This window comes from Kitasatospora sp. NPDC023120 (assembly GCF_055560835.1).
Map to the genome: position 1 here is coordinate 163,835 of NZ_JBVHHY010000011.1, position 22,806 is coordinate 186,640.

Sequence of the window (22,806 nt, forward strand, 5' to 3'; positions counted from 1 at the left end):
ACGGCTTGCGGACGGCCTGCGGACGGCTGCGGTCAGCGCTTGACGGCGCGCAGCACCACGAACTTGGGATTGCCCGCCACGAGTCGGCAGTTGCCGAAGAGCCGGCGCAGCTTGACGTGGTAGCCGAGGTGGCGGTTGCCGACCACCCAGAGCTCACCGCCGGGCCGCAGCGCCCGCTTGGAGCCGGTGAACATCCGCCACGCGGTGGCGTCGGTGGTGGCCTGGTGGGAGTGGAACGGCGGGTTGTTGAGCACCAGGTCCACCGAGCCGGGGGCGATCGCGTCGGTCGCGAGCGCGTCGGCGGTCAGGAACTCGGCCGGGGCGTCCGGGCCCAGGTTGGTGCGGAAGGTCTCCTCGGCGGAGGCCACCGCCTGGTGCGACTCGTCCACGAAGACCAGCTGGGCGCCGGGCCCGGCCAGCGCGGCCGCCGTACCGACCACGCCGTTGCCGCAGCCGAGGTCCACCACCCGGGCGCCCGGGGCGGGGACGGGCAGGTGGGCGAGGAAGAAGCGGGTGCCGATGTCGAGCCGCTCGGCGCAGAAGGTGCCGGCGTGGTTGACCACCGTCCGGCCGGCCGCGGGGCCGATGTCCGACGGCAGCGCGTAGCGGTGCGGCCACGGGTTGGGGCCCGGGTCGAGCGCCGGCTCGGGGGTGCAGAAGATCAGCCGGGCCTTGCGAACGGCGAGCGAGGTGCGGGTCGGGCCGAGGATCCGCTCGAAGAGCTGGAGGGTGGAGGTGTGGATCTCGGTGACCATGCCGGCGCCGACCACCACGGTGCCGGGGTGGATCGCGGGGGCGAGCCGGTGCAGCTGGTCCTCCAGCAGGGCCAGGCTCTTGGGGACGCGCACCAGCAGCACGTCGATCCGCTCCGGCGGGGTGTCCCGGGTGGTGAGCAGCCGCTGCTCCTCGACGGCGGCGCCGGCCCGGGCCAGGTTCGCCAGGGTGGCCTGCCGGCCGAGGTGGGAGTCGGAGATCTGGACCGGCCGGTGCTCGGCGAGCGCGGTGGTCAGCGCGCCCCAGCGGTCGCCGAGGACGGCGATCCGGCGCCCGGCCAGCTCGGTCGCGGCGCCGGCCGCACTGTCCGCCTCGCCCGCGAGGTGGCGCAGCAGGTACTCGTCGGCGGCGTCCCAGGCCCGCAGCCGCTCGCGCGGGTCCTCGGGGAAGCGGGTGAGGTCGAGGGCGCCCCACGGGGTGGCCAGCGGAGTGGTCGGCGGGATCGCGGCGGGCGTGGTCTGCGGATTCATCGTGTTCTCAGGCTATCGGACGGGCACCGGGGAACAGTTTTGGAGGAAGGCCGCCGGACGGATACTGGAAGAGCCCGACCGAGAGGGGTGAGGGCGATGGACTGGAAGCTCGAAGTCGTCGTGGTCCCGGTGTCCGACGTGGACCGCGCGAAGCTCTTCTACGAGGAGCAGGTCGGCTTCACGGTCGACCACGACACCCGCATGCGGGACGGGGTCCGGGTGGTCCAGCTGACACCCCCGGGCTCGCCCTGCTCGATCGTGGTGGGCAAGGGGGTGATCGACTCGCCGCCCGGGTCGGTCAAGGGCCTCCAGCTGGTGGTCGGCGACATCGAGAAGGCGCACGCCGAACTGGTCGCGCGGGGCGTGCAGGTCAGCCCGGTCCAGCACTTCGTGGCGGGCTCCCGGGTGGACGGGCACGGCGAGGCGTGGAACAACTTCGTGTTCTTCAACGACCCGGACGGCAACGGCTGGGCGGTCCAGGAGTCGCCGTCCGCGGCGTAGGGCCGGTCTTCGAGCCGTTTGGGTAGGCTCCGAGGATGGCTGAACACGAGGGAAGCGTGCGGGTGGACAGCTGGATCTGGTCGGTCCGGCTGGTCAAGACGCGGGCGCTGGCCGCGGCCGCGTGCCGGGCCGGGCACGTCCGGGTGAACGGCGAGCGGGCCAAGCCGGCCCAGGCGCTGAAGCCCGGGGACGAGGTCCGGCTGCGCGAGGAGAACCACGAGCGGGTCGTGGTGGTGCAGAAGCTGATCCGCAAGCGGGTCGGTGCCGCCGTCGCGCAGGAGTGCCTGGTCGACAACAGCCCGCCGCGGCCGCCGCGCGAGTTCGTCGCGGCGGCCGGGCAGCGGGACCGCGGGACCGGGCGCCCCACCAAGCGGGAGCGCCGCGAGTTCGACCAGCTGCGCGGGCACTGACGGCCCCGCGGCGCCCCGGGGCAGGGCCTACGCGGCCGTGGCGGACGTGTCGGTGAGCACCCTGGCGAGGAAGGCGTCCAGGTTGCCCACCGTCCGGGCGATCTGCTCCTCCAGCGGCAGCGACTCGTCGGGCCGGGTGACCAGGGCGGACTTCTTCAGCCCGCGCACGTAGAGCGAGCAGGCGAGGTCGGCGCAGATGTACGTCCCGACCGTGTTGCCCTCGCGCCCGGCCGCGCCCGCCCGGCGGCCGGCGAGCAGCGCGACGCCGGTGCCGGCGTGCGCGGTGATGCACAGCGAGCAGACGTTCGTCCTGGTCAGGCTGCGCCGGACCGACGGCACCCGCAGTGTCACGCCGACCGGCTCGCCGCGGTACGGGGCCACCAGGTACGCCCGGTCGGGCGCGCCCTGGTCCCGCCAGCCGAGGAAGTCCAGGTTCTCCCAGGGCAGTTCGGCCAGACCCCGGGGCAGGTTGAGTCGACGGGCCTCGCCCTTGGAGCAGTTGACGAAGGACGCGCGGATCTCGGTCTCACTCAGGGGTTCCATGCCGCGGAAGCTAGCACCGCCCCGCACGTCCTGTCGCGTCAATTTCTCCCGGTTCGTACCGGGTGCTCGGCCTGGAGGGCGAGCCGCCGCGGGGCGTCCTCGCCGATCCGGGTGAGCAGGTCGTCCAGGGCGGGGAAGACCGCCCAGCGCTCCCGGCCGGTGGCGGCGGCGAGCCGGTCCACCACCCGGTCCTCCAGGTCCGGGACGCGCTTGTTCTTCCAGGCCTTGTCGGCCAGGCTGACCAGCAACTCCTCGACGCTGGTGCCGGGTTGCCGCCAGCTCGCGTGGCTGCGGGCGAAGCGGGCGAGCCGCTCCGGGACGCCGCGGGCCAGCAGCAGCGCGTGGCCGGCCGCCTCGTGCGCGGAGCCGGGCGCCGAGAGCTCCTCGGGATGGAGGGTCTTGCCGATGTCGTGGGTGGCGGCGCCGTACCGGACGGCCTCGCGGTCGAACTCCAGGCCCTCGCGGGCGCAGAAGTCGGTGATCTCCTCGGCGACCTCGTGCACCAGCGCGAGGTGGGCGACCAGCCTGGGCGGGGCGTCGACGGCCCGCAGGAGCTCGGTGACGTCGGGGGGCAGCGGCGGCAGGGTCGTGGTCACGCTGCAGGCTAGCCGGGCCGGTGAGGGGTTGTCAGTGGCAGGTGCGAGGATGCGGTGGCCCGGCCCGGCGCAGGAGGGAGGCGCCGGGCCGGGATGAACACGCGCGCTGGGGCGCGTCGGACACGTCCTACGGCTTGAAGGCGACGCCCGCGTAGGCGGAGACGTCCTGCCAGCCCTCGGGCAGTTCGGTGGTGGGGACGTGGCCGGCGGTGGGGCGCCAGAGCGGCAGCTGGACGAGCCCGGGGCCGACGAACTCGAAGTCGCCGAAGAAGGGTTCGACGCCGGCCCGGGGGCGCAGGACCAGCGGGGCGCTGGCGCTCTTGTAGATGCGGGTGCCCTCGGCGGCGCTCTCCCGGGAGGCGAAGTCGGGGCTGCCGTGCGACAGGATCAGCGCGCTGCCGGGGGCGAGCGCGTCGCGCAGGGTGCGGACGATCTGCTGCGCGCCGTCCTCGTCCCGGATGAAGTGCAGGACGGCGACCAGCATCAGCGCGACCGGCTGGGAGAGGTCGACGGCGGCGGCCAGTGCGGGGTGGGCGAGGATCGCGGCCGGGTCCCGCAGGTCCGCCTCGATCACCGAGGTGTGCCCGGCGCGGTGGCTCGCCAGCAGGGCGCGGGCGTGGGTGGCGACGATCGGGTCGTTGTCCAGGTACACCACGCGGGCGTCCGGGGCGACCCGCTGGGCGACCTCGCTGGTGGAGCCGACGGCCGGGATGCCGGTGCCGATGTCGACGAACTGGCGGATGCCCCGGCCGGCCACGTACTCCACGGCGCGGCCGAGGAACTGCCGGTTGGTACGGGCCAGGAGCGGCAGCGCGGGGTAGGCGGCGATCGCGGCCTGCGCGGCCTTGCGGTCGGCCTCGAAGTTGTCCTTGCCGCCCAGGTAGTAGTCGTACATCCGGGCCGTGTGCGGGATGCCGGTGTCCAGTTCGCTCGGCGGCTGCCAGTCGTCCGCCTTGGCCCAGTGCCAGTCGGTGCCGGTCGGCTCGCCTATCGCCGCGGTGTCCTCGTGCATCCTGTCCGCCCCCAATGCGCAATGCCGGAAGTGTGGCTACCGCCTGTCAAGACGCGGTGCGCGGTGATCGTATCCAACGACTCACCGTGGAAACAGCGGGAGTTCAGGTTTACGCAACACCCGTAGATAGGATGTGTGCACGTCAACGACCTGCAGACCGGTCATACCGGATCGCCCGCCACGGCCGCCCTCTCTATGCTGGCTGCCGATGACTGCCGACCGCCGCACCGTACTGCGCACCGCCGCCCAGCTGGCCGCCCTCACCGCCGCCGGCGGCCTCCTCACCGCCTGCGGCACCGGCGCGCACCGCCGGGCCGACCCCGGGGCGCTGGCCGCGCACCCCGGCACCGTCGACCCGCAGCACACCACCGACCCGGCCTGGAATGGCGGCGAGGGCCCGGCCTCCCCCGCCCCGACCGCACCGGCGGAGCCGCAGCCCACCGCCGAGCCCGCCGCGGCCACCGCCCAGGCCTCCGCCCCGCCGACCCCGCCCGCGCTGCCGCCGCTCGCGCCCGGCACCCCGGTGGAGGTCGTGTACGGGGCGCGGACCGGCAAGAACGTGGCGCTCACCTTCCACGGGAGCGGCGACCCGAAGCTGGCCACCGCACTGCTGGAGATCGCCGAGCAGCGCGGCGCCAAGCTGACCGTGATGGCCGTCGGCAGCTGGCTCGACCAGCAGCCGCAGATGGCCCGGCGGATCCTGGACGGCGGCCACGAGTTGGGCAACCACACCCAGAACCACCTCAACATCTCCGCCATGACCCCGGACCAGGCGCGCGCCGAGATCGCCCAGTGCGCCGAGCGGCTGCAGCGGCTCACCGGCTCGATCGGCCGCTGGTTCCGCCCGTCCGCCGCGCAGTACGCCACCCCGATGGTGCGCGAGCAGGCCAGGGCCGTCGGCTACGAGCACGTGCTGTCCTTCGACGTCGACCCGCGCGACTACGCCGACCCGTCGGCCGCCGAACTGCAGCGCCGGGTGCTGAACTCGGTGCGCGGCGGCTCGGTGGTGGCCCTGCACATGGGCCACCAGTGCACGGTGGACGCGCTGCCGGCCATCCTGGACGGGCTCGCCAAGGCCGGGCTCAAGCCGGTGACCGCCAGCCAGCTCTGCGCGTAGTCGGCTCAGCGCGTAGGGCTCTGCGCGTAGCCGGCTCTGCGCGTAGGGCTCTGCGCGTAGCCGGCTCCGCTCCCGGGGCGCATCCGGTCAGACCATCGGATCGTCGTCCTTGTACGGGCGCAGCCGCAGCGTGCGGGCGTCCGAGGCGCGGATCGCGTCGGCCCGGTCGACCAGCTCCTCCAGGTCGTCCCGCCCGGCGTGGATGAACCGCCCGTGCAGCCCGTCGAAGCGGCCGCGGGCGGCGTCCACGGTGACCGCGACCATGTACGGGATGGAGCCCCAGGCCTTCATGTCCCGGAACATCGGCATCCCGGCGGTCATGTCGGTGGCCACCGCACCCGGGCTGATGTCGAGGACGACGACGTCGTGCCGGGCGAGCGAGTCCGCCATGTTGTCGGAGAGCTGGAGCAGCGCGCCCTTGGAGGTGGCGTACGCGGTGTAGTTGCCGTCCGGGCGCAGCGCGAAGCCGGAGTTGAGGTTGACCACCCGGCCGCGCCGCCGGGCGACCATGCCGGGCAGCACGCAGCGCAGCAGGTTGTAGGGGCCGCGCAGATTGGTCTCGATCACCTGCCACCACTGGTTGGCGTCGGTCTCCCAGATCGGCACCTCGGCGCGGTCGACCAGGCCGGCGTTGTTGACCAGCAGGTCGATCGGGCCGAGGTCGCGCTCGACGACCCGGACGGCCTCGCGCACCGCGCCGGGGCGGGTGACGTCGGCGGCGACGGCGACGCCCCGGGAGCCGTGTCTGACGCACTCCTTGAGGGTGTCGGTCAGCGTCTCGTGGGTGCGTCCGACCAGGCCGACGGCCATCCCCTCGGCGGCCAGGCCGATGGCGATCTCCCGGCCGATGCCCCGGCCGGCGCCGGTGATCAGGGCGACCTGTCCTACGAGCGATCCCGTCGACACCGCGCGTGCTCCCTTCCCGTCCCCGGGCGGCCTGCCGGTCGGCCGGCTCCCGCCTGCGGCATTCTGTCGGCCGCCGGGCGGGGCCGGCCCCGGGCACACGGGCCGGCGGCACCACCTCACCCGTTCGGGGGACACATCCGCGGTGGCACTCCTCCGGGGAGGGGGTGACCTACTGGCCGGTACGGAGTAGTAACGTCGTCGGGGCGGTGACCGGTGCACCCACTCCGGTACACCGACCCGCTGACCAGCAGCTCGCTGGGCCACCAGTCGCTGGGCGACCCCCAGCACCACCGAAGGGCAACTGAGTGAGTGACATCGCGCGCGTCGGAGTAGTCGGCTGCGGTCTGATGGGGTCGGGCATCGCCGAGGTCTTCGCCCGGGCCGGGCTGGACGTCCTGGTGTCGGAGGCCAGCGGCGAGGCGCTGGAGCTCGGCCGCACCCGCCTGACCAACTCCCTGGACACGGCCGTCAAGCGCGGCAAGCTGACCCCCGAGCAGCGGGACGAGGCGCTGGCCCGGCTGTCCTTCACCGTCGACCTGTCCGACTTCGCCGACCGCGACCTCGTGGTCGAGGCCGTCGCCGAGCGCGAGGACATCAAGGTCAAGATCTTCGAGACGCTGGACCGGGTGATCGAGCGCCGCGACGCGATCCTCGCCTCCAACACCTCCTCGATCCCGATCGTGAAGCTGGCCGCCGCCACCTCCCGCCCGGAGCAGGTCATCGGCCTGCATTTCTTCAACCCGGCGCCGGTGCAGAAGCTGGTCGAGGTCATCCCGACCCTGACCACCTCGGCGACCACCACCGAGCGGGTCGAGGCGTTCGCCTCCGAGGCGCTCGCCAAGGAGCCGATCCGCGCCCGCGACCGGGCCGGCTTCGTGGTCAACGCGCTGCTGGTGCCGTACCTGCTGTCCGCGGTGCGGATGTTCGAGTCGGGCGTGGCCACCGCCTCCGACATCGACAAGGGCATGGAGGCCGGCTGCGCCCACCCGATGGGCCCGCTGCGGCTGTGCGACCTGATCGGCCTGGACACCATCGTCTCGATCGCCGAGTCGATGTACGACGAGTACAAGGAGCCGCTGTACGCCGCTCCCCCGCTGCTCTCCCGGATGGTCGACGCGGGCCTGCTGGGCCGCAAGTCCGGTCGCGGTTTCTACGACTACACCGCGACCGCCTGACCCGCGAAGGACACCTCCACGGAAAGGCGGCTCCGGCCGGCACGGAACGGCCCGGCCGGGACAGCGGTGTCCCGACCGGGCCGCCTGACTCCGCTTCAGGAGAGCGCCGCGGAGACTCGCGCTACTTGACGCCAGCCGCCGCGCAGGCGTCCGCGTACTGCGGGGTGCAGATGTCGGCGGCCTTGTAGAGGCCGCCGCCGACCACCGTGACCTGCACCTTCGCCTTGGTCACCACGATCGGGGTGAGCAGCAGGGACGGGATGTGCAGCCCGCCGCTGTCGGTGACCGAGGTCGCCGTCGCGCCGATGTCCAGGCCCTCGACCAGCTGGACGGCGATGCTGCCGGCCGCGTCCGCCTCGGGCTTGTACGGCTTGTAGATGGTGTAGGTCTGCTCGCCGGTGAGCACCCGGCGCACCGCGTCCATGGACGCGTCCTGGCCGCCCACGGGCACGTTCTTGATGCCCGCCGCCTTCAGGGAGTCGATGACGGCCGCGGCCATGCCGTCGTTGGCCGCGTAGACGGCCTGGATGCCGTCCTTGCCCAGGCTCTGGATGGCCTCGTTCATCTTCGCCGTGGCCACCTCCGGCTTCCACTCGCCGGACTGCTCGTAGGCGATCTTCTTGACCCTGCCGTCCAGCGCGCGGTGCGCGCCCGCCTTGAACTGCGCCGCGTTGGGGTCGGACTCGGCGCCATTGATCATCACGACATTGGCCGAGGCGGCCTTGGGGCCGAGCGCGTCCAACAGGGTCTGGCCCTGGAGTTCACCGGTGCGCCCGTTGTCGAAGGACACGTAGGCGGCGACCTTGCCGGCGGCCAGCCGGTCGTAGGCGACGACCTTCACGCCCTTGGCAGTGGCGGCCTCGACCCACGGGGCGGTGCCCTTGGCGTTGACCGGGTCGAGCAGGATGACCTTGACGCCCTTGGCCAGCATGTCGTCGAACTGGCGCTTCTGGGTGCTCTCGTTCCCGTCCGCGTTGGCGTAGCTGATCGTGCACCTCGGGCAGAGGCCGGTGACCGTCTGCTGGATCAGCGGTCTGTCGAAGGCCTCGTAGCGAGTGGAGGAGGTGTTCTCCGGCAGAAGCAGACCGATGCTCCGTTCGCTCCCGCCTGCCGCCGGCTGCTGCGATGCGTCGGTCTGACCGCAGGCCGCGAGGGTGAGCGCGAGCGACACGGCGGCCGTGCCCGTGACCGCGAGACGCATGGGTCTGTTCATGATCGGTGGTGCCTCCTGTACTGCGCCGCAGCGTCGCGGCAGGGAAGGGAGTCAAGCGCCACCGGGCCGATGCGTCAATAAGTGAAGGAGTCTTCGTTATCCTCCTGTCCGATTCGTTATGGAGTGAATGATCCGTGCGCATCGCCACAGGAAGGCCACCGGACGGCTCTGGAGCGGAGTCGACTCCCGAAGGAAGCGCGGAGCCGAAAGCCGACGGCGGGCGGCCCCGGGGAGAGGGGTCGCCCGCCGTCGGGACGGTGACGGCTCAGCTGTTGATGGCGTAGCTGTCGCCGTAGACCTTCCACTTCAGCGGCGGGTTGAGGTCGAAGTTCCCGGCGTTGAGGAAGACCAGCTGCTCGGTGTCCACCCGGCTGGTGTCGGAGTGGGCCTCCTCCTTCTTCATGACCACCTTGCGGGCGTCCAGGAAGGCCTTGAGGTAGGTGGCCTCGTCGCCGCCCTGGGCGGGGGTCTTGGCCTTCTTCAGGGCGGCGGCGCGGATGCCGCCGAAGCTGTCCGAGCTGGTGCCCGGGCCGTGCATGACGATGGCGTCGTAGTAGACGAACTGGCCGAGCCCGCGCAGGCCGTCGGCCTTGGCCTGCTTGACGGCGGGGTCGAAGTACACCCGGTCGCGCTCGTCGTTCTGGGCCTGCTGGAAGACGGTGTCCTTGGCGGCGGCGGCCCAGTCGCGCTCGAAGGCGGAGCCGAGGCCGGCGTGCGAGTCGGTGCCGTTGACCTTCTTCAGCGCGGGCAGGTACTTGGCCAGCACGTTGCCGGGCTTGAGGTCGGTGTAGTGCTGGACCAGCTCCAGCATGTCGCCGGTGCCGCTACAGAAGCCGATGATGCCGGCGGTGTAGCCCCGCCCGTCCTTGATGTCCTCGATGTACTTGTACTGGGCCTTCCAGTCCAGGGAGGAGTTCTCCGCGCTGGACACCAGCTGCATCGCGATGTCCTTCTTGTGCGGGTCGTCCAGTCCGACCCCCTTGAGCTGGACGGCGGCGGCCGTGGCCGGGGCGGCGGCCTGGGCCGCCGTGGTGGCCGCGACGGTGAGGGGCGCGGCCACCAGGGCGGCGGCGAGGGCTACGCGGAGGGCACGACGGGGCTGAGGGCGCATGGGACGCTCCGATTCCTCGTAGGGTTAGGAAACTTTCCTAACGAGAAGAGGAAACGCCGTCCGGCCCACTCCCGCAAGGGTTTTGACGGAACCTCTTCAAGCGATCTGCGGAGCCGCAGGTCAGACCGCCCGGCGCCGCACCCACCAGACCGCCGCCGCGCACAGGGCGATCGCGAGCAGGGCCGTCCAGCCGAACTCGATGAACTGGAACGGCCAGTAGCGGTCGGCCGGCTGGTAGGACTCGTGCAGCGATTGCCACCGATCGACAGCCCGGAGCCGTACTCGCGCAGGAACTCCTTCCAACGCTCGTTGCAGGTCCGCAGCGCCATGTCGCACCCGGCCGCGCCGGAGCGGTCGAGCCCCACGTGGATGTAGTAGGCGGCCGTACCGGCGGTCCAGCGGGATGTCGAGCCCCTCCAGGTGGGCCCGGGCCCGGGCCTCGTCCCAGCGGCGGTTGAGGTGGCGGCCCATCGCGAGCAGGTCCCGTACGGGCAGGCCCGGGTAGAGCGCGGCGTTCTGGGCGACGAAGCCGATCCGGTCCAAGGCCCGGGGCGAGCCGGGCAGTTGGTCGCCGAGGACGGTCAGCGCGCCCTCATCGGGCAGGGTCAGTCGGAGGCTGCGTCGATCGAAAGAACGCGAAAGGGCCCCGCCCCGGACCTCGTGGTCCGTGGCGGGGCCCTTCCGGGCGCTACCGGATCAGGCGCCGCGCAGCACCGCGCCCGTACGGGCGACGGCCTCGGCGACGGCCGCCTCGCGGGCGGCGGTGGCCTCGTCGGCGGTCAGCGTGCGGTCGACGGCGCGGAAGCGCAGCGCGTACGCCAGCGACTTCTTGCCCTCGCCGACCTGCTCGCCGGTGAACACGTCGAACAGCCGGATGGCCTCCAGCAGTTCGCCGGCACCGGCCCGCAGCGCGGCCTCGACGTCGGCGGCCGGGACCGCCGTGTCGACGATCAGCGCGACGTCCTGGGTGGCCACCGGGAAGCCGGAGACGGTCGGGCCGCTGACCCGCTCGGCGCCGTCGGCGGTGAGCAGGTCGACGTCGATCTCCATCGCGGCGGTACGGGCCGGCAGCCCGAGCGCCTTGACCACCCGCGGGTGCAGCTCGCCGGCGTGGCCGACCACCCGGTCGGTGCCCGCGACGACCAGCTCGGCGCAGCGGCCCGGGTGCCAGGGGGCCAGCTGGCCCTGGCGGACGGCCAGCTCGACGCCGGCCGCACGGGCCACCGTGCGGGCCGCCTCGACGGCGTCCGCCCAGGAGGCCTGGTCGCCCTTGCCCCACCAGCCCGACGGCAGCCGCTCGCCCGCGAGGGCGACGGCGATCCGGCGCGGCTGGTCCGGCAGCGCGGCGTCCAGCTCGGCCAGCTCCTCGTTGCTGGGCCGGTGGTCGACGGCCGGGCGCGGGGCCACGGACAGCTCGTCCTTGGGCAGGAAGACGGTACCGGTCTCGAAGATCGCCAGGTCGGTGTTGCCCCGGCCGATGTTGCGGCGCAGTGCACCGAGCAAGCCCGGCAGCAGCGTGGTGCGCAGCGCCGGCTCCTCGTCGTTGAGCGGGTTGACCAGCTTCACCGTACGGCGGCGGCGGTCGTCGGCCTCCAGACCGAGCGCCTCCCAGGCGGCATCGCCGAGGAACGGGTAGTTGTTGACCTCGACGTAGCCGGCCCCGGCCAGCGCGACCCCGATCCGACGGTTGGTCCGCTGAGCCTCGGTCAGGCCCTTGCCCGGCGGCACGTTGGGCATCCGGGCGGGGACGTTGTCGTAGCCCTCCAGCCGGATGACCTCCTCGGCGAGGTCGTACGGGTCGGTGAGGTCGGGGCGCCAGGTCGGCGGGGTGACCTCGAGGACGTCGGCGCCGGCGACCGAGCAGCCGACCTCCTGCAGGCGGCGGGTGACGGTCTCCCGGCCGTACGCCGTGCCGGCCACCCGGTCGGGCAGGTCGGCGGCGATGGTGATGGTGCGCACCGGGTGCGGGGCGGCGATGTCGGTGACCCCGGCCTCGGCGGTGCCGCCGGCGATCAGGACCAGCAGGTCGACGGCGCGCTGCGCGGCGGCGCGGGCGGCCTCCGGGTCGACGCCGCGCTCGAAGCGCTTGGACGCCTCGGAGGGCAGCTTGTGCCGCTTGGCGGTGCGGGCGATGGCGACCGGGTCGAAGTGCGCCGCCTCGATGATCACCTCGGTGGTGCCCGGGCCGGCGGCCGGGTCGAGGATCTCGGTGGAGGCGCCGCCCATGACGCCGGCCAGGCCGATCGGGCCGCTGTTGTCGCAGATCAGCAGGTCCTCGGCGGCGAGCTTGCGCTCGACCCCGTCAAGGGTGGTGAGGGTCTCGCCCTGCTCCGCCCGGCGGACCGTGATCGGGCCGTCCACGCGCTGCTTGTCGTAGGCGTGCAGCGGCTGGCCGACCTCGAGCATCACGTAGTTGGTGATGTCGACGGTCAGCGAGATCGGGCGGATGCCCGACTTCTGCAGCCGGCGCTGCAGCCAGATCGGGGACTTGGCGTTCGGGTCGACGCCGACGACCGTACGGGCCACGAAGCGGTCGCAGCCGGCCGGGTCGTTGACCTTGACCAGGTAGCCGAAGGAGTTGGCCGGCGGCACGTCGAGCAGCGCCGGGTCGGCCAGCGGCAGCCCGTACGCGGCGGCGGCCTCGCGGGCCACGCCGCGCATGGACAGGCAGTAGCCGCGGTCCGGGGTGACGGCGATGTCGAGCACCTCGTCGACGAGCTGGAGCAGCTCGATGGCGTCGGTGCCGGGCTCGTACTCCGGCGGGAGCACGATGATGCCGTTGTGGTCGTCGCCCATGCCCAGCTCGCGGGCGGAGCAGATCATGCCGGCCGAGGTGTGGCCGTAGGTCTTGCGGGCCGCGATCGGGAACGGGCCGGGCAGCACGGCGCCCGGGAGGACGACGACGACCTTGTCGCCGACGGCGAAGTTGGTCGCACCGCAGACGATCTCCTGCGGCTCGCCGGTGCCGTTGGCGTCGCCGACGTTGACGAAGCAGTGCCGGATCGGCTTCTTGAAGCCGGACAGCTCCTCGATGGAGAGCACCTCGCCGACCACCAGCGGACCCTTGAGGTCGGCACCGAGCTGCTCGACGGTCTCGACCTCCAGGCCGGCCCGGACCAGGCGCTCCGCGACGTCACGGCCGGTCGCGCCGGTCGGCAGGTCGACGTACTCGCGCAGCCAGGAAAGCGGGACGCGCATCAGATCTCCATCCCGAACGGGAGGGTGAAGCGCACGTCACCCTCGACCATGTCGCGCATGTCGGCGACGTTGTGACGATTCATCAGGATCCGCTCCAGGCCCAGGCCGAAGGCGAACCCGCTGTAGCGCTCGGGGTCGACACCGCAGGCGACCAGCACCCGCGGGTTGACCACGCCGCAGCCGCCGAGCTCGATCCAGCCCTCGGAGGAGCAGGTGCGGCACGGGCGGTCCGGGTTGCCGACACTCGCCCCGAGGCACACGAAGCACTGCAGGTCGACCTCGGCCGACGGCTCGGTGAACGGGAAGTACGAGGGCCGCCAGCGCAGCTCCAGGTGGGAGCCGATCAGCTTCTCGACCAGGACCTCGATGGTGCCCTTGAGGTCGGCGAAGGTGATGCCCTCGTCCACCGCGAGGCCCTCGACCTGGCGGAAGACCGGGGTGTGGGTGGCGTCCAGCTCGTCGGTCCGGTAGACCCGGCCCGGGCAGACCACGTAGATGGGGGGCTCGCGGTCGAGCATGGTGCGGGCCTGGACCGGGGAGGTCTGGGTGCGCAGCACCACGCCGGAGTCGGCGGAGCCGTCCGGGGCCTGGACGAAGAAGGTGTCCTGCATCGACCGGGCCGGGTGGTCCGGGCCCAGGTTGAGGGCGTCGAAGTTGAGCCACTCGGCCTCGACCTCGGGGCCCTCGGCGACCTGGTAGCCCATCGCGACGAAGGTGTCCTCGATGCGCTCGGCCATGGTGGTCAGCGGGTGCCGGGCGCCGCGCGGAGCGCGGTCGTACGGCAGCGTGACGTCCACCGCCTCCTCGACCAGCACGCGGGCGTCCCGCTCCGCCTCCAGCTCGGCCTGCCGCTTGGCGAGGGCCTGGTTGACAGCTCCGCGGGCCTGGCCGATCAGCTTGCCGGCGGCGGCCTTGGCGTGCGGGGGCAGGGCGCCGATCTCGCGGTTGGCGAGCGAGAGCGGGGACCGGTCACCGGTGTGGGCGACCTTGGCCTGCTTCAGCTCGTCCAGGGTGCTGGCGGCGGCGAAGGCGGCGACGGCCTCGTCCCGCGCCTGCTCCACCACCTCGGGCTTGAGGGCCTCGACCTCGACCGGGTCGTACGACTTGTTGGGTGCCGACATCTCTATCTTTCCCGTGCTCCTGCTCGTCCGTGCTCAGGTGTGTGGGCTCGCCTTCACGTCACGCCCGGCGGGGCCGGGGCACGGGCAGCCGGTCTCCGTTCACCGGAGGCTCACGGGAGTGGGTGTCCGCGGCTCAGCCGCGCAGGGCGTTGCGCGACGCCAAAGGTCGAGTGTAGTCGCAGCGCGTAGCGCCGCTGCCGCGAAGCCCGTCCGGGGCCGACTCACCACATGCTCAGAGCATGAAGTCCGGCACGCCGGCGGGCAGGATAAATCGGAACCGGGCGCCGCCGCCGGGCGCGCGGTCGACGCGGATCGAGCCGCCGTGGGCCTCCACGATGCCCTTGACGATGTAGAGGCCCAGGCCCGTGCCGCCGCGCTTGGAGCCGCGCCAGAAGCGGGTGAAGACGCGCGGCATCGACTCCTCGGGGATGCCGCTGCCTTCGTCGCTCACGGTGACCGCTGTGCCTTCCACGATGCGGGGCGGGGTGCCGGAGCGCTCCCAGGCGGGCGCCTCGACGACCTCCTTGGCCGGTGCCACCTCGATCGTGACAGTTCCCTCGCCGTGCCGCACCGCATTTTCCAGCAGGTTGGCGAGCACCTGGTCGACCTTGTCCGGGTCCGCCCACAGGACGGTGAGCGGCTCGCCGATCCGGATGTCGAAGCGCTCCTCGGGGATGCCGGTGGCGACCTTGCGCTCCACGTGCCGGCGCACCGCCGCGGCCAGGTCGACCACCTGCTTGCGCAGCTCCAGCCGGCCCGCGTCGATCCGCGAGATGTCCAGCAGCTCGGCGATCAGCCGGGTGACCCGGTCGGCGTCCGCGTCCACGGTCTCCAGCATCAGCCGCTTCTGCCCGTCGGTGAACCGCTCCCACTTGGCCAGCAGCGTCGCGGTGAAACCCTTGACGCTGGTCAGCGGGGAGCGCAGCTCGTGCGCGACGGTGGCGATCAGCTCGGCGTGACTGCGCTCGGTGCGGCGCCGGGCCTCGGTGCCGCGCAGGGCGATCACCAGGCGCTCCAGCGGCCCGCACGGCACCGCGCGGACGTACCGGGCGGAGACCAGCACCTCCCGGCCGCCGGGCAGCAGCAGGTTGCGCTCCGGCTGGCGGGTGCGGATGGCCAGCCCGCCGTACGGGTCGGTCAGCTGCCACCAGCGGCGCCCGTCCAGGTCCTCCAGCGGGAGGACGTCCTCCAGGGCGCAGCCGAGCGCGGCCTCCGGGAGCACGCCGGTGAGCCGGGCCGCGGCCCGGTTGATGCGGACCACCCGGCCCAGCGCGTCGGCGACCACCAGGCCGTCCGGCAGGTCGTCCGGGTCGAGCTCGGGTCCGCTGCCGACCATGGGTTGCCTCCCCGATTACCCACCGTGCCGTTCCCCCCACCGAGGCAGACCCTAGCGCCTCGCAGGCCCCCGCAGTAGGGCTTGCAGCGGGGTGATCCCGGCGCGTCCGGGGCGTGATGCGGGTTTTGTCGGGCCAGGCGGCGGCGACCCCGGTGAGGAGCCGCAGGACACGCCCGCCGGGTGCGTCAGGCGTTCGAGCGGCAGCCGCCGGGCGAACGCTGCGCCCGGGCCGAGGCGTACAGGCAGACGGCCGCGGCGGTGGCCAGGTTGAGGCTCTCGGCGTGGCCGTGGATCGGGACGCGCACGACCTCGTCGGTGAGCGCGCGGGTCTCCTCCGGGAGCCCCCACGCCTCGTTGCCGAACACCCACGCTCCGGGCGCGCCCAGCGTGCCCTCGTCCAGCTCCTGGTCCAGGTCGCGCTCCCCCGCGCCGTCCGCGGCGAGCACCCGGATCCCGGCCTCGCGCAGCTCGGCGACGGCCTCCTCGACCGGCACGCCGACCGCCACCGGCAGGTGGAAGAGGCTGCCCACGGAGGCGCGGACGGCCTTCGGGTTGTAGAGGTCCACGGAGGCGTCGGTGAGCACCACGGCGTCCGCGCCGGCCGCGTCGGCGGTGCGCAGCACGGTGCCGGCGTTCCCGGGGTCGCGCACGTGCGCGAGGATCGCGACCAGCTTCGGGCGGGCCTTGAGCACCTCGGCGAACGGGGTGTCGATGAAGCGGCAGAGCGCCACGATGCCCTGCGGGGTCACCGTGTCGCAGATGTCGGCGATGACCTCGTCGGTGGCGGTCAGCACGGGCAGCCCCTCGGCCAGCGCGGCCTCGACGATGTCCGCGTGCCGCTCGGCGGCCTCCAGGCCCACGTACACCTCGACCACGGCGTGCTCGTTCGTGCCCGGCAGCCTGCCGAAGGCGACGGCCTCCCGGACCGCCTGCGGGCCCTCGGCCAGGAAGCGGCGCTCCTTGGTGCGCTGGTTGCGCTTGGCCAGCCGGCGGGCGGCGACGACGCGCGGCGAGCGCAGGGAGGTCAGCAGGGGGATGTCGGTGCTCGGCATGGTCTCGTTCTCTGGGGGCGCTGGCGGGCGGAGGTCACTGAGGGGCGGAAATGCAGAACCGGGCCCGCAGGAGAGCCTGCGGGCCCGGTCAGAGCTCAACCGATCCCGGAAGATCAGGCGGCGTCCGCGGCGGCCTTCGGGGCGTTCACGTCGGCCGGCAGCGCCTTCTGGGCGACCTCGACCAGGGAGGCGAACGCACCCGGGTCGTTGACGGCCAGGTCGGCCAGCATCTTGCGGTCGATCTCGACGCTGGCGGCCTTCAGGCCCTGCACGAAGCGGTTGTAGGTGATGCCGTTGGCACGGGCCGCAGCGTTGATGCGCTGGATCCACAGCTGACGGAAGTCGCCCTTGCGCTTCTTGCGGTCGTTGAAGTTGTAGACCAGCGAGTGGGTGACCTGCTCCTTGGCCTTGCGGTACAGGCGCGAACGCTGGCCACGGTAGCCGCTGGCGCGCTCCAGGATGACCCGGCGCTTCTTGTGGGCGTTGACTGCCCGCTTGACGCGTGCCACTTGATTACTCCTTGGGTTGGACCACGGACTACTTCACGTGGTCCGTCATTCGAATGGGTCGGGAAGGATCAGCTGCCCCGCACACGGCCCGGGCCGGACGGGGAGGGCGATCACTTGCCGAGAAGCTTCTTGATCTTCTTGGCGTCAGCGGGGGCCATCTCGATCGTCCCGGCCAGCTTGCGGGTCAGCGTCGACGGCTTGTGCTCCAGGAGGTGGCGGCGACCGGCGCGCTCGCGCAGCACCTTGCCAGAGCCACTGATCTTGAAGCGCTTGCTGGCGCCACTGTGCGTCTTCTGCTTCGGCATTTCGCCGTATCTCCTCGTCGGTCCCGTTCACGCCCGCGTGGCGGCTGCCACACGGGCGTGAACTGGATGGATCTGCGGTGACCGGGCGGGACGCCCCGTCACCGTGGGGGGCCGGTCTCCCGGGCCGCCCTGGCCGTGAAGGCTCAGGCGCCCTGGGAGGCGGCCGGCTGCTCGACCGGAGCGTCGGCCTCGGTGGCCGGCGCCTCGGCCGGGGCGTCCTGCGCCTCGGCCGCCGCGTCGTCGGTCACCAGGTCCTCGGCCACCGCGTCGTCGTCGGCCGCGGGGGCGGCGTCGGAACCGGCGGTCCGGCCCTGACGCTCGGCCTTGCGGGCGTCCGCGAGGGCGCGGGCCTCGGCCATCGCCTCGGTCTTCTTCTTGTGCGGGCCGAGAACCATGATCATGTTGCGGCCGTCCTGCTTGGGCGAGGACTCGACGAAGCCCAGCTCCTGGACGTCGTCGGCGAGCCGCTGCAGCAGGCGGAAGCCCAGCTCGGGGCGGGACTGCTCACGACCGCGGAACATGATCGTGATCTTGACCTTGTCGCCCTGCTTGAGGAACCGGACGACGTGACCCTTCTTGGTGTCATAGTCGTGCGGGTCGATCTTCGGCCGGAGCTTCATCTCCTTGATGACCGTGTGCGCCTGGTTCTTGCGCGCCTCACGGGCCTTCATGGCCGACTCGTACTTGAACTTGCCGTAGTCCATGAGCTTGCACACCGGCGGCCGGGCGGTCGCCGCGACCTCGACCAGGTCGAGGTCGTACTCCTGCGCGAGCTCCAGCGCCTTGGCAAGCGGCACGATGCCGACCTGCTCGCCGCTGGGACCGACGAGTCGCACCTCCGGGACGCGAATCCGGTCGTTGATGCGGGGCTCGGTGCTGATGGGGCCTCCTCGGTTGCACCTTCTGCGATGCGGCCGTCGGACGGCGGTCGCACGTAGTGGACTCGACCACTGGGCGGGGCTTCATTCGTGCTGCGCTGCTCCCGGCACCCCTGGCACCGTGTGCACCCGCGACACGAAAAAAGCCCCGCTCGGTACAAGCGGGGCTCCACACAACCGGGGGCTGCGCCCGGTGAGGGGCGCTGCGGCGACTCGGCGCCAGGCGCCCGTCGCGGACCGGGACCCGTCGACCGCGAGGCCGATCAGGTGGGAGACTTTCGCGGTTGCCCTCTCGGGCCTCCTCAGTGGAGCCTCCACTTGCTGGCCAGGCACCCATGCGGGATCCTGGCCGGTCAGTCTCGAAGCTTACAGCGTCGCGCGGTCGAACGCCATTCCACCCCGGCGCAGTGCCCCTCCGGCGCGCCACGGCCCCCTTGTACGCTCCAGGTGTACCCAAACACGGCACGACGGAACGAGCCCCCCTTGAGCAGCGAGCCCACCCAGACCCCCGGCACGGACGACGACGCGATCGGCTTCGACGACCTCACCCGCGACATCGCCGAGGTCCCGGCCGTCGAGGTGATCACCACCGTCGCCGTGCACCTGATGAGCGCGGCCGCCGTCAAGTGCGGTCTCGCCGAGGGCGGCGAGAAGGACAAGGACCTGGACGAGGCCCGCAAGCTGATCACCGCGCTGGCCGGGCTGGTCACCGCCGGCGCCCCGGAGATCAGCAACTTCCACGCCGCCCCGCTGCGCGACGGCCTGCGCTCGCTGCAGCTCGCCTTCCGCGAGGCCTCCGTCGTCCCGGACGAGCCGGGCACGGGCCCGGGCGAGAAGTTCACCGGGCCGGTCTACTCCTGACCTGACGCGAGGGTCCACCTACCGGATCCGGTAGGTGGGCCCTCCATCGTTTCCTAGCGCCGGTAGAGCGGCTCCCCCGGCAGCTGCGCGCTCGCCGGCAGCACCGCGAGGTCCAGCCCCCGGTCCAGCCGCACCCGCAGCAGCGGGTCCGCCGCCACCGCCCGCCCGACCCGCTGCGCGGCGGCCTGCAGCCCCGGCTGGTCCAGCGCCGGGTCGAACACCACCGCGAGCACCCCGTCCGAGTCCTCGGACGCCGCCAGCAGCCCGCTGACCACCTGCGGCTCGGCCGCGAGCAGCGCCCGGACCGCCTCGCGCACCTCCGGGTCCTGCGCCGGCGGCAGGAACCGGCGGTTCTCCGCGAGCGCCCGCAGCCGGGCACCGCTCAGCTGGAAGGCCACCGGCCCGGCCGGGTCGATCAGCAGGGTGTCGGCGCGCTCCGAGAAGGCCACCATGGCGGCCTGCGGGGCGGCCGTCGGCGCCGGACGGGCGTCGGCGCGCCAGCGGGCGAGCGCCTCCAGCGAGGTAAAGGCCGGCAGCGCGCGGCGCCCGTCCGGGGCCTCCAGCACCGGCACCGCCATGTCGCTGGTCTTGTCGTGCTTGTGCCCGTGCTCGTCCACCTCGACCTCGCCGAGGATCGCCACGATCGGGACCATCAGACGGGTGGGGGCCAGCGCCGCCAGCACGTCGGGTTCCGCCGAGCGGTCCTGCGACCAGCGGGCGAGGGCCTCGGCGAGCGCCGGGTCGGCGGTTCCGTCGTCGTCGCCGAAGCCGGGGTTCGGGATGTTCTTGCCGACGAACGCCGGGTTGGAGAAGTCTTTGCGGTCCACCCGCCCGACCCTATGCCACCGCCCCCGAGGGCCCTCACTTCCCTGCACGCACCCCCTACCGGCCGGTAGTCCGCTGTGGCACCCTGCGGCCATGGTGATCCTCGACGCACCCGCGCCCGCCCCGGTCTCCGACCGCCTCCGGTACGACCGCGCCACCGCCCACCTCGACGGCCCGGTGGCCGTCGTGGACCTCGCCGCGTTCGACGCCAACGCCGCCGACCTGATGCGCCGGGCGGGCGGCAAGCCGGTCCGGGTGGCCAGCAAGTCGGTGCGCTGCCGGGCGCTGCTGGAGCGGGTGCTGGCCATGGACGGCTTCGCCGGGGTGATGACCTTCACTCTGGACGAGTCGCTCTGGCTGGCCCGCGCCGGCGTCCGCGACATCCTGCTCGCCTACCCCTCCGCCGACCGGGACGGCTACGCCGAACTGACCGCCGACCCGGAGCTCGCCCGGGAGGTCACCGTCGTCCTGGACGACCCGGCCCAGCTGGACCTCATCGACAAGGCCCGGGCCGGCGCCGCCGAGGTCCGGGTCTGCCTGGAACTGGACACCTCGCTGCACCTGCTGGGCGGACGCGTCCGGGTCGGCGCCCGCCGCTCGCCGCTGCGCACCCCCGAGGACCTCGGCACCTTCGCCGAACTCGTCCACCAGCGCCCGGGCTTCCGGGTGGTCGGCCTGATGGCGTACGAGGGGCACGTCGCCGGGGTGGGCGACCGGGTGCCCGGACGGCCGGTGCGCTCGCAGCTGATCCGACTGATGCAGGCCAAGTCCCGGGCCGAACTGGCCGAGCGGCGCGCGGCGGTGGTCCGGCGGCTGCGGCGGGTGGCCGAGCTGGAGTTCGTCAACGGCGGCGGCACCGGCAGCGTGGAGTCCACCGTGGCCGAGCGCGCCGTCACCGAGGTCGCGGCCGGCTCCGGGCTGTACGCGCCGCAGCTGTTCGACAACTACCGCTCGTTCCGCGGCCGTCCGGCCGCCCTGTTCGGACAGCCGGTGGTGCGTCGCCCCGGCGTCGGCGTGGTGACCGTGCTCGGCGGCGGCTACCCGGCCTCCGGCGCGGCCGGCCCGGACCGCTCACCGGTGCCGTACCTGCCCCCGGGCCTGCGCTACGACCCGATGGAGGGCGCCGGGGAGGTCCAGACCCCGCTGCTCGGCTCGGCCGCGGACGACCTGCTGATCGGCGACCGGGTCTGGTTCCGCCACGCCAAGGCGGGCGAACTGTGCGAGCGCTTCGCCGAGCTGCACCTGATCGAGGGCGACCGCGTCGTGCGGACGGTGCCGACGTACCGGGGTGAGGGGAAGACGTTCCTCTGACGCTTCGTCCGCCTTTGCCCTACCGTGGTGCCGACAGGTGGCAGTGACGAGGGGAGCGGCATGGAAGGAGCTGGACGAGATCCAGGTCGAGATCTCCGAGGACCCGGAACTCGGCGCGGGAGAGGCCACCCAGTGGAAGCGTCGACTTCGCCGGGCGCTGCTGAACAACCCGGAGGCGCTCGCCGAACTCCGGTCGATCCTGGACGAGTTCAGCCCCAAGCAGACCGATCAGCCGGCCAACGTCATCCACAACAACCTCAAGGACATGACCGTCAGCGGCGGCATCGTGATCCAGGCCGGCACCGTCACGGCCCGCGACATGAGGAGCTGACCTTTCCGCAGCCTTAACCAGGCCCGATGGGATGGCTAACTTCGGCCTTCCGTCGGGCCTTTGCGCTGCTCCGGGCCCTACAGTCCGTCAACAAGTGCCGCACGCCCGGCTATTGCGCTCTGGTCCAGACCAATCCTACGCTCTGGCCGGGGGTCGCGCGCCGGGCCGGCGGCTCCCGAACGGGCAGGCGTGCCCGTTCCCCCACGCTCGCCCGGAACGACGGTCAAGGAGTCCCCACCCCATGTCCATCAAGCGAAGTGCCCTGTCCGTCGGCGTGGTCGGCGCCGCGGTCCTCGCGGTGGCCGCGACCACCGCCGGCACCGCCAGCGCCCACGGCACGATGACCAACCCCGTCAGCCGGGTCGCCGCCTGCTACGCGGAGGGGCCCGAGCACCCGGTGTCCCAGGTCTGCAAGGACCTCGTCGCCGCGAGCGGCACCCAGCCGCTGTACGACTGGAACGAGGTCAACATCGCCAACGCCGCGGGCAACCACCAGGCGCTGATCCCGGACGGCAGGCTCTGCTCGGCCAACCGCGACAAGTACAAGGCGCTGGACTGGCCGCGCACCGACTGGCCGGCCACCCCGGTCAAGGCCGGCGCGTTCACCTTCCAGTTCCGCACCACCGCGCCGCACCTCGGCACCCAGACCGTCTACATCACCAAGCCGAGCTACGACCCCACCAAGCCGCTGAAGTGGTCGGACCTCGACCCGACCCCGGTGGCCCAGGTGCAGGTCACCCGGACGGCCACCGACGGGTACTACGCCTACTCCGGCACCCTGCCGCAGCGCACCGGCCGCCAGCTGCTGTACACGGTCTGGCAGCGCAGCGACAGCCCGGAGGCGTTCTACAGCTGCTCCGACGTCGACTTCGGCTCGACCACCGCCGCCGCTGCCCCGGCGCTCGCCGTGCAGGCCCCGGCCGCGCCCAGCGACGCCCAGATCGCCGCCGACGCCCCCAGGTCCACCGTCGCCCACCACGGCCACGGCGGGGACCCGAACGCCCCGGCCGGCCAGATCGTCCCGACCACCACCGCGGCCGTGGCCGGCACCTCGGCCACCGGTCCACTGCTGCTCGCCGGTGCCGCCGCGATCGGCGTCGGCTGGGCCGGCATGGTGCTCCGGCGCCGTCGTGTCGAGGCTGTTCGACGCGACGGCTGACGCCGGATGCGGGGCCGGGCCGGCCACACCCCCGTCCGGCCCGGTTCCGTCACCGCATGACGCGGCGGCCCGCCCGGAGGTTTCCCTCCCGG

Annotated in this window: 24 protein-coding genes; 8 read left to right on the forward strand and 16 right to left on the reverse strand. The window is 72.9% G+C overall.

The window, feature by feature from the left end:
• Positions 1-32: 32 nt before the first annotated feature.
• A complete protein-coding gene (locus ACZ3TI_RS18320; RefSeq protein ID WP_465727442.1) occupies positions 33-1,199 on the reverse strand; it encodes a methyltransferase in 1,167 nt (388 codons plus the stop codon).
• Between the two features lie 141 nt (positions 1,200-1,340).
• Here ACZ3TI_RS18320 and ACZ3TI_RS18325 point away from each other — a divergent pair, with 141 nt between their 5' ends.
• Complete coding sequence (locus tag ACZ3TI_RS18325) at positions 1,341-1,745, forward strand: VOC family protein (protein ID WP_465727230.1); 405 nt, start codon at positions 1,341-1,343, stop codon at positions 1,743-1,745.
• 35 nt (positions 1,746-1,780) lie between these two features.
• Positions 1,781-2,155, forward strand: coding sequence for an RNA-binding S4 domain-containing protein (locus ACZ3TI_RS18330; RefSeq protein WP_465727231.1), 375 nt, complete (start codon positions 1,781-1,783; stop codon positions 2,153-2,155).
• 27 nt (positions 2,156-2,182) lie between these two features.
• Here ACZ3TI_RS18330 and ACZ3TI_RS18335 read toward each other — a convergent pair whose 3' ends face one another.
• From ACZ3TI_RS18335 to ACZ3TI_RS18345, 3 genes are all read right to left on the reverse strand, one after another.
• Positions 2,183-2,698 carry an FBP domain-containing protein gene (locus tag ACZ3TI_RS18335; protein ID WP_465727232.1) on the reverse strand — a complete coding sequence of 172 codons (516 nt, stop codon included), beginning with the start codon at positions 2,696-2,698 and terminating at the stop codon, positions 2,183-2,185.
• 38 nt (positions 2,699-2,736) lie between these two features.
• Entirely contained in the window at positions 2,737-3,294 is a 558-nt protein-coding gene (locus tag ACZ3TI_RS18340; protein ID WP_465727233.1) for an HDIG domain-containing metalloprotein, read from the reverse strand.
• A gap of 127 nt (positions 3,295-3,421) precedes the next feature.
• Positions 3,422-4,306 (reverse strand): SAM-dependent methyltransferase, encoded by an 885-nt coding sequence (locus tag ACZ3TI_RS18345; protein WP_465727235.1) that lies wholly within the window; start codon positions 4,304-4,306, stop codon positions 3,422-3,424.
• Positions 4,307-4,514: 208 nt separating this feature from the next.
• On the opposite strand from ACZ3TI_RS18345, the gene ACZ3TI_RS18350 reads away from it, so the two are divergent.
• Positions 4,515-5,423 (forward strand): polysaccharide deacetylase family protein, encoded by a 909-nt coding sequence (locus ACZ3TI_RS18350; protein ID WP_465727237.1) that lies wholly within the window; start codon positions 4,515-4,517, stop codon positions 5,421-5,423.
• Positions 5,424-5,510: 87 nt separating this feature from the next.
• Here the strand turns inward: ACZ3TI_RS18350 and ACZ3TI_RS18355 are convergent, their stop codons facing one another.
• The gene (locus ACZ3TI_RS18355) at positions 5,511-6,329 is read right to left on the reverse strand and encodes an SDR family NAD(P)-dependent oxidoreductase (RefSeq protein ID WP_465727239.1); all 819 of its coding nucleotides are present in this window, start codon (positions 6,327-6,329) and stop codon (positions 5,511-5,513) included.
• Positions 6,330-6,634: 305 nt separating this feature from the next.
• Between ACZ3TI_RS18355 and ACZ3TI_RS18360 the strand changes: the two genes are divergently transcribed.
• Positions 6,635-7,504, forward strand: a complete 870-nt coding sequence (locus tag ACZ3TI_RS18360) for a 3-hydroxybutyryl-CoA dehydrogenase (protein WP_465727241.1) — start codon at positions 6,635-6,637, stop codon at positions 7,502-7,504.
• 121 nt (positions 7,505-7,625) lie between these two features.
• On the opposite strand, the gene ACZ3TI_RS18365 is transcribed toward ACZ3TI_RS18360, so the two are convergent.
• The 10 genes from ACZ3TI_RS18365 to infC all read right to left on the reverse strand — a co-directional run bounded on the left by ACZ3TI_RS18365 (position 7,626) and on the right by infC (position 18,230).
• On the reverse strand, positions 7,626-8,717 hold the full coding sequence (locus tag ACZ3TI_RS18365; RefSeq protein WP_465727243.1) for a sugar ABC transporter substrate-binding protein: 1,092 nt from the start codon (positions 8,715-8,717) through the stop codon (positions 7,626-7,628).
• A gap of 265 nt (positions 8,718-8,982) precedes the next feature.
• Positions 8,983-9,828 carry a chitosanase gene (locus ACZ3TI_RS18370; protein ID WP_465727245.1) on the reverse strand — a complete coding sequence of 282 codons (846 nt, stop codon included), beginning with the start codon at positions 9,826-9,828 and terminating at the stop codon, positions 8,983-8,985.
• 120 nt (positions 9,829-9,948) lie between these two features.
• Complete coding sequence (locus ACZ3TI_RS18375; RefSeq protein ID WP_465727247.1) at positions 9,949-10,371, reverse strand: hypothetical protein; 423 nt, start codon at positions 10,369-10,371, stop codon at positions 9,949-9,951.
• Between the two features lie 153 nt (positions 10,372-10,524).
• Positions 10,525-13,026: a phenylalanine--tRNA ligase subunit beta gene (gene pheT, locus ACZ3TI_RS18380; RefSeq protein WP_465727249.1), complete on the reverse strand. Its 2,502-nt coding sequence runs from the start codon at positions 13,024-13,026 to the stop codon at positions 10,525-10,527.
• Positions 13,026-14,147: a phenylalanine--tRNA ligase subunit alpha gene (gene pheS / locus ACZ3TI_RS18385; protein WP_465727251.1), complete on the reverse strand. Its 1,122-nt coding sequence runs from the start codon at positions 14,145-14,147 to the stop codon at positions 13,026-13,028. Before pheS ends, pheT begins: the two co-directional genes overlap by 1 nt.
• A 232-nt stretch (positions 14,148-14,379) precedes the next feature.
• On the reverse strand, positions 14,380-15,483 hold the full coding sequence (locus ACZ3TI_RS18390; protein WP_465727253.1) for a sensor histidine kinase: 1,104 nt from the start codon (positions 15,481-15,483) through the stop codon (positions 14,380-14,382).
• Between the two features lie 185 nt (positions 15,484-15,668).
• Positions 15,669-16,535, reverse strand: a complete 867-nt coding sequence (locus ACZ3TI_RS18395) for a TrmH family RNA methyltransferase (protein ID WP_465727255.1) — start codon at positions 16,533-16,535, stop codon at positions 15,669-15,671.
• 113 nt (positions 16,536-16,648) lie between these two features.
• The gene (gene rplT, locus ACZ3TI_RS18400) at positions 16,649-17,044 is read right to left on the reverse strand and encodes a 50S ribosomal protein L20 (protein ID WP_030055649.1); all 396 of its coding nucleotides are present in this window, start codon (positions 17,042-17,044) and stop codon (positions 16,649-16,651) included.
• 110 nt (positions 17,045-17,154) lie between these two features.
• Positions 17,155-17,349: a 50S ribosomal protein L35 gene (rpmI, locus tag ACZ3TI_RS18405; RefSeq protein WP_153460093.1), complete on the reverse strand. Its 195-nt coding sequence runs from the start codon at positions 17,347-17,349 to the stop codon at positions 17,155-17,157.
• A gap of 143 nt (positions 17,350-17,492) precedes the next feature.
• Positions 17,493-18,230 (reverse strand): translation initiation factor IF-3, encoded by a 738-nt coding sequence (gene infC / locus ACZ3TI_RS18410; RefSeq protein WP_465727444.1) that lies wholly within the window; start codon positions 18,228-18,230, stop codon positions 17,493-17,495.
• Between the two features lie 480 nt (positions 18,231-18,710).
• Here infC and ACZ3TI_RS18415 point away from each other — a divergent pair, with 480 nt between their 5' ends.
• Entirely contained in the window at positions 18,711-19,088 is a 378-nt protein-coding gene (locus tag ACZ3TI_RS18415; RefSeq protein ID WP_465727257.1) for a DUF1844 domain-containing protein, read from the forward strand.
• A 53-nt stretch (positions 19,089-19,141) separates the two neighbouring features.
• On the opposite strand, the gene ACZ3TI_RS18420 is transcribed toward ACZ3TI_RS18415, so the two are convergent.
• Positions 19,142-19,915: an SseB family protein gene (locus ACZ3TI_RS18420; RefSeq protein ID WP_465727259.1), complete on the reverse strand. Its 774-nt coding sequence runs from the start codon at positions 19,913-19,915 to the stop codon at positions 19,142-19,144.
• A gap of 91 nt (positions 19,916-20,006) precedes the next feature.
• On the opposite strand from ACZ3TI_RS18420, the gene ACZ3TI_RS18425 reads away from it, so the two are divergent.
• The 3 genes from ACZ3TI_RS18425 (at position 20,007) to ACZ3TI_RS18435 (ending at position 22,714) form a co-directional block, all read left to right on the forward strand.
• Positions 20,007-21,224 carry an amino acid deaminase/aldolase gene (locus tag ACZ3TI_RS18425; RefSeq protein WP_465727261.1) on the forward strand — a complete coding sequence of 406 codons (1,218 nt, stop codon included), beginning with the start codon at positions 20,007-20,009 and terminating at the stop codon, positions 21,222-21,224.
• A 37-nt stretch (positions 21,225-21,261) separates the two neighbouring features.
• Complete coding sequence (locus tag ACZ3TI_RS18430) at positions 21,262-21,555, forward strand: hypothetical protein (RefSeq protein ID WP_465727263.1); 294 nt, start codon at positions 21,262-21,264, stop codon at positions 21,553-21,555.
• Positions 21,556-21,796: 241 nt separating this feature from the next.
• Positions 21,797-22,714 (forward strand): lytic polysaccharide monooxygenase auxiliary activity family 9 protein, encoded by a 918-nt coding sequence (locus ACZ3TI_RS18435; protein ID WP_465727265.1) that lies wholly within the window; start codon positions 21,797-21,799, stop codon positions 22,712-22,714.
• Positions 22,715-22,806: the final 92 nt, after the last annotated feature.

Excerpts from the sequence above, each read along its gene's own strand:
- ACZ3TI_RS18325 (WP_465727230.1), top strand. The coding sequence starts at position 1,341 with ATGGACTGGAAGCTCGAAGTCGTCGTGGTCCCGGTGTCCGACGTGGAC.
- ACZ3TI_RS18330 (WP_465727231.1), top strand. The coding sequence starts at position 1,781 with ATGGCTGAACACGAGGGAAGCGTGCGGGTGGACAGCTGGATCTGGTCG.
- ACZ3TI_RS18335 (WP_465727232.1), bottom strand. The coding sequence starts at position 2,698 with ATGGAACCCCTGAGTGAGACCGAGATCCGCGCGTCCTTCGTCAACTGC.
- ACZ3TI_RS18345 (WP_465727235.1), bottom strand. The coding sequence starts at position 4,306 with ATGCACGAGGACACCGCGGCGATAGGCGAGCCGACCGGCACCGACTGG.
- ACZ3TI_RS18350 (WP_465727237.1), top strand. The coding sequence starts at position 4,515 with ATGACTGCCGACCGCCGCACCGTACTGCGCACCGCCGCCCAGCTGGCC.
- ACZ3TI_RS18365 (WP_465727243.1), bottom strand. The coding sequence starts at position 8,717 with ATGAACAGACCCATGCGTCTCGCGGTCACGGGCACGGCCGCCGTGTCG.
- ACZ3TI_RS18370 (WP_465727245.1), bottom strand. The coding sequence starts at position 9,828 with ATGCGCCCTCAGCCCCGTCGTGCCCTCCGCGTAGCCCTCGCCGCCGCC.
- pheT (WP_465727249.1), bottom strand. The coding sequence starts at position 13,026 with ATGCGCGTCCCGCTTTCCTGGCTGCGCGAGTACGTCGACCTGCCGACC.
- pheS (WP_465727251.1), bottom strand. The coding sequence starts at position 14,147 with ATGTCGGCACCCAACAAGTCGTACGACCCGGTCGAGGTCGAGGCCCTC.
- ACZ3TI_RS18390 (WP_465727253.1), bottom strand. The coding sequence starts at position 15,483 with ATGGTCGGCAGCGGACCCGAGCTCGACCCGGACGACCTGCCGGACGGC.
- ACZ3TI_RS18395 (WP_465727255.1), bottom strand. The coding sequence starts at position 16,535 with ATGCCGAGCACCGACATCCCCCTGCTGACCTCCCTGCGCTCGCCGCGC.
- rpmI (WP_153460093.1), bottom strand. The coding sequence starts at position 17,349 with ATGCCGAAGCAGAAGACGCACAGTGGCGCCAGCAAGCGCTTCAAGATC.
- ACZ3TI_RS18425 (WP_465727261.1), top strand. The coding sequence starts at position 20,007 with ATGGTGATCCTCGACGCACCCGCGCCCGCCCCGGTCTCCGACCGCCTC.
- ACZ3TI_RS18435 (WP_465727265.1), top strand. The coding sequence starts at position 21,797 with ATGTCCATCAAGCGAAGTGCCCTGTCCGTCGGCGTGGTCGGCGCCGCG.